We start from the raw sequence: 3561 nt of genomic DNA, 5'->3' as shown, positions 1-3561 counted from the left end.
GAGCCATACGAGGCCTACCCAGTCACTCATCGTCCACCTCCTGACCCATTGGACGAGCCTTCGTCGGCATCGTCGTCCTCATCAGGCCGCGGCTCGAACCGGATCCGGTCGATCCGCCGCTCTTCCATCCGTTCGACCTCGAGCACACCGCCGGGCACCTTGACCTGATCGCCAATCTCGGCTATCCGGCCCAGTTCCGCCATGATGTAACCTGCCACGGTTTCGTAGCCGGCTTCGTCCGGAACTGTGAGGGACGGGATTTGCTCGCTGACTTCGTCCGGGCGCATGATGCCTGGGAAATACCAGTCACCCGTGGCGCTTTGCAACACCCCGGGCTTGACCTTGTCGTGCTCGTCGGACACTTCGCCGACAATTTCCTCGACAAGGTCCTCGAGGGTCGCGACGCCGGCGGTTCCACCGTATTCATCGAGGACGACGGCGAGTTGCAGGTTCGCTTCACGCAGCTCCTGGATCAGGGCGTCGAGATGGACGGTCTCCGGCACGCGGAGCACGTCGGTCATGATCGCCGCCGCTGCGAGTCCAGGGCGGCGGTCGGCCGGAACGGCTACTGCCTTCTTCACATGGACCACACCGCGGATATCGTCCGGCGACTCCCCCAGGATCGGAAACCGGGAGAAGCCCGTACGCCTTGCAGCATCGATGATGTCCGTTACGGGCTGATCCGACTCAAGCGTCTCCAGCCGGGTGCGCGGGGTCATCACATCGGCCGCCGTACGCTCCGCGAAGCTGAGTGTTTTAGCAACGAAGTTGGCGGTGTTGGCGTCCAAGGTTCCCATCTCAGCGGAACGGCGGACCATCGAGGAAAGCTCGGCCGGCGTGCGCGCCCCGGAGATTTCCTCTTGTGCTTCGAGCCCGAACACGTTCAGCACCTTGTTCGAGAACCCGTTCAACACGACGATGCCGGGTTTGAAAACGGCGGTGAAGGCCAGTTGCGGCCGGGCCAGTGCCTTGCCGATGGCAAATGGCACGGAGATCGACATATTCTTCGGCACCAACTCGCCGAGGAGCATCGAAAGCAGTGTGGCAAGCGTCATCGCGATGACCACACCGATAGTGGTCACCAACGCCTCGGTTATCCCGAGGGCCGTCAGCGGACCCCGGAGCAGTGAGCTGATGGCCGGTTCCATCACGAAACCGGTCAGCAGGGTGGTAAGAGTGATGCCCAACTGGCAGCTGGAAAGCTGTGTGGACAGGGATTTCAGGCACTTCAGCAAAGGTTCCGCGCCGGTATCGCCATTGGTAATGGCCCGCCGGACAGAATTCTGATCCAGCGCGACGAGGGCAAATTCAACGGCGACGAAGAAGCCGGTTCCAAGAATCAGCAGAAAACCTGCTGCTATCTGGATCCATTCCACTAAGGTTGCACCGCCCCAAGGGCGGGGGCAGGGCCGGTCTTACTGTTCGAAGTTATCGGAGGTGGTTCGGCTTCAGCCGGACTGGAAGGCTCCAATACTGCGGACGGAGAGCGATGGGCACGGGCGCGGGGTCTGCCGGCGTTGCGAGTCGACGATGTGCTGCCTGTCGACTGGCGCCGGCTCCTAGATGAGCTGTCCATAGAGGTTAAAGAATACAGGACAGCCGCATCCGCGAAAGCGGCCTACCAGCTCTCCTGCAGCGGGCGCCCCTCCTCGTAACCGGCGGCCGACTGCACACCGACCAGGGCACGCTCACGAAAGCTTTCCAAATCCGTGGCGCCGGCGTACGTCATTGAGCTGCGCAGGCCGGCAGTGATCATATCCAGCAGGTCCTCCACGCCGGGCCGGGCCGGGTCGAGGTACATCTTCGAAGCCGAAATGCCTTCCTCGAAGAGGCCCTTGCGCGCCCGGTCGAAGGACCCCTCTCGCTGGGTGCGGTTCTGCACGGCACGGGCGGAAGCCATGCCGAAACTCTCCTTGTACTGCCGGCCGGTGCTGTCCGTCTGCAGATCGCCGGGACTTTCATACGTGCCCGCGAACCAGGAGCCGATCATTACCTGGCTGGCCCCTGCCGCGAGGGCCAGTGCAACGTCGCGCGGATAGCGGACACCGCCGTCGGCCCAAACTGAGGCGCCCATTTCACGCGCTGCCTGTGAGCATTCGTGGACGGCGGAAAACTGCGGACGTCCGACGGCGGTCATCATCCGGGTGGTGCACATGGCGCCCGGCCCGACACCGACCTTGACGATACTCGCGCCGGCCTCGACCAGATCGCGGACACCGTCCCCGCTGACCACGTTCCCCGCCACAATCGGAACATCCGAATCCAGTTCCCGCACGGCCTCGAGCGCGTCGAACATCTTCCGCTGATGGCCATGGGCGGTATCCACCACCAGCACGTCCACTCCTGCATCGAGCAGGAATTTGGCTTTTTCCTGCACATCCCCGTTGATACCGACAGCAGCGGCGACCTTAAGCTTTCCCCGGCTGTCCAGGACCGGCTGGTAAATCGTCGAGCGCAATGCACCAGTGCGCGTCAAAGCTCCCTGCAGTACACCGTCGCGGATGACCGGGGCGAAGTTTGTTCCGGCCTGGTCCATTTTCCCGAAAGCCGCCTTCAGCGCTTCGTCTCTGTCGCCGTCGAACGTTTCCGCGTCAACTGTCGGAACGTTGGTGCGCATCACCGATTCCAGCGAGGAGAAGCGGTCCACGGATTCACAGTCGGAGGGCCGGACCACGCCAACAACCTGCCGATCGGAGTTGAGAACGACGACGGCGCCATGGGAGCGCTTGTTCATCAGGTGCAGGGCGTCGATCACAGTGTCGGACGGCTTCAGATGCAGCGGCGTCTCGTAGACGCCGTGCCGTCCCTTGACCCACTCCGTGACTTCGGCAAGAACGTCGAGCGGGATGTCCTGCGGCAGGACTGCCAAACCGCCGCGGCGCGCCACCGTCTCCACCATCCGGCGGCCGGTCACCGCCGTCATATTGGAAACAACCAGCGGGATGGACGTGCCCGTGCCGTCGTCGCTGGCCAGGCTGACGTCGAGCCTGGAGATGACATCCGACCGTGACGGGACGAGGAAAACGTCCGAATACGTAAGGTCGGTGGACGGGGTGTTAATGAAACGCACGAAGCACTCCTGGGTTGGCGGCATATCAAGTCTAATAGTGCCGACCGACAGTTTTTCCACCGCCGTGGGAACGCCCGCGTCGAAATAGTTTCCTGATTGGCTTGCGCGCTGAAAATTTCACTACACTGGATGAGGTCTAGTTTTGTGTTGGACCGACGTGCACAGGTGCACACAGTTACGGCTGACAGCTGCTTGAGCGAGGGCAGGGCAAGCAACCCACGGAAGAGGCGTATTACAAGTGCCAGATCAACCCAACCACCGTATACCTGAAGAATTCAGCGGAAACGAGTGGCTCGTTGACGAACTGTATGAGGAATACAAGAAGGACAAGAACTCCGTCGACAAAAAGTGGTGGAGCATTTTCGAGTCCTTCGACGATAGCGGCTCCTCCAACGGCCGGCACTCCAGCGACAAAAGCGGGTCCGACGGCGGCAAGCAAACCAAGGGCGACGGCGGCAAGTCCCGCTCCTCGTCCGATGAGACCGGCGAGC

3 protein-coding genes are annotated in these 3561 nt (G+C 62.1%); 1 reads left to right on the top strand and 2 read right to left on the bottom strand.

Going from position 1 to position 3561, the window contains the following annotated elements:
* Positions 1–26: 26 nt before the first annotated feature.
* Both Y707_RS27075 and guaB1 read right to left on the bottom strand, forming a co-directional pair.
* Positions 27–1376 carry a hemolysin family protein gene (locus tag Y707_RS27075; RefSeq protein WP_035782298.1) on the bottom strand — a complete coding sequence of 450 codons (1350 nt, stop codon included), beginning with the start codon at positions 1374–1376 and terminating at the stop codon, positions 27–29.
* A gap of 242 nt (positions 1377–1618) precedes the next feature.
* Positions 1619–3070, bottom strand: coding sequence for a GMP reductase (guaB1, locus tag Y707_RS0117180; protein ID WP_026535992.1), 1452 nt, complete (start codon positions 3068–3070; stop codon positions 1619–1621).
* Positions 3071–3308: 238 nt separating this feature from the next.
* Here guaB1 and Y707_RS27070 point away from each other — a divergent pair.
* A partial coding sequence (locus Y707_RS27070) for a 2-oxoglutarate dehydrogenase E1 subunit family protein (RefSeq protein ID WP_035782296.1) occupies positions 3309–3561 on the top strand: 253 nt, incomplete at its 3' end.

The organism is Arthrobacter sp. H14, assembly GCF_000520495.1.
GTDB lineage: Bacteria > Actinomycetota > Actinomycetes > Actinomycetales > Micrococcaceae > Arthrobacter_C.
This window is presented reverse-complemented; position numbering and strand designations above follow the sequence as displayed.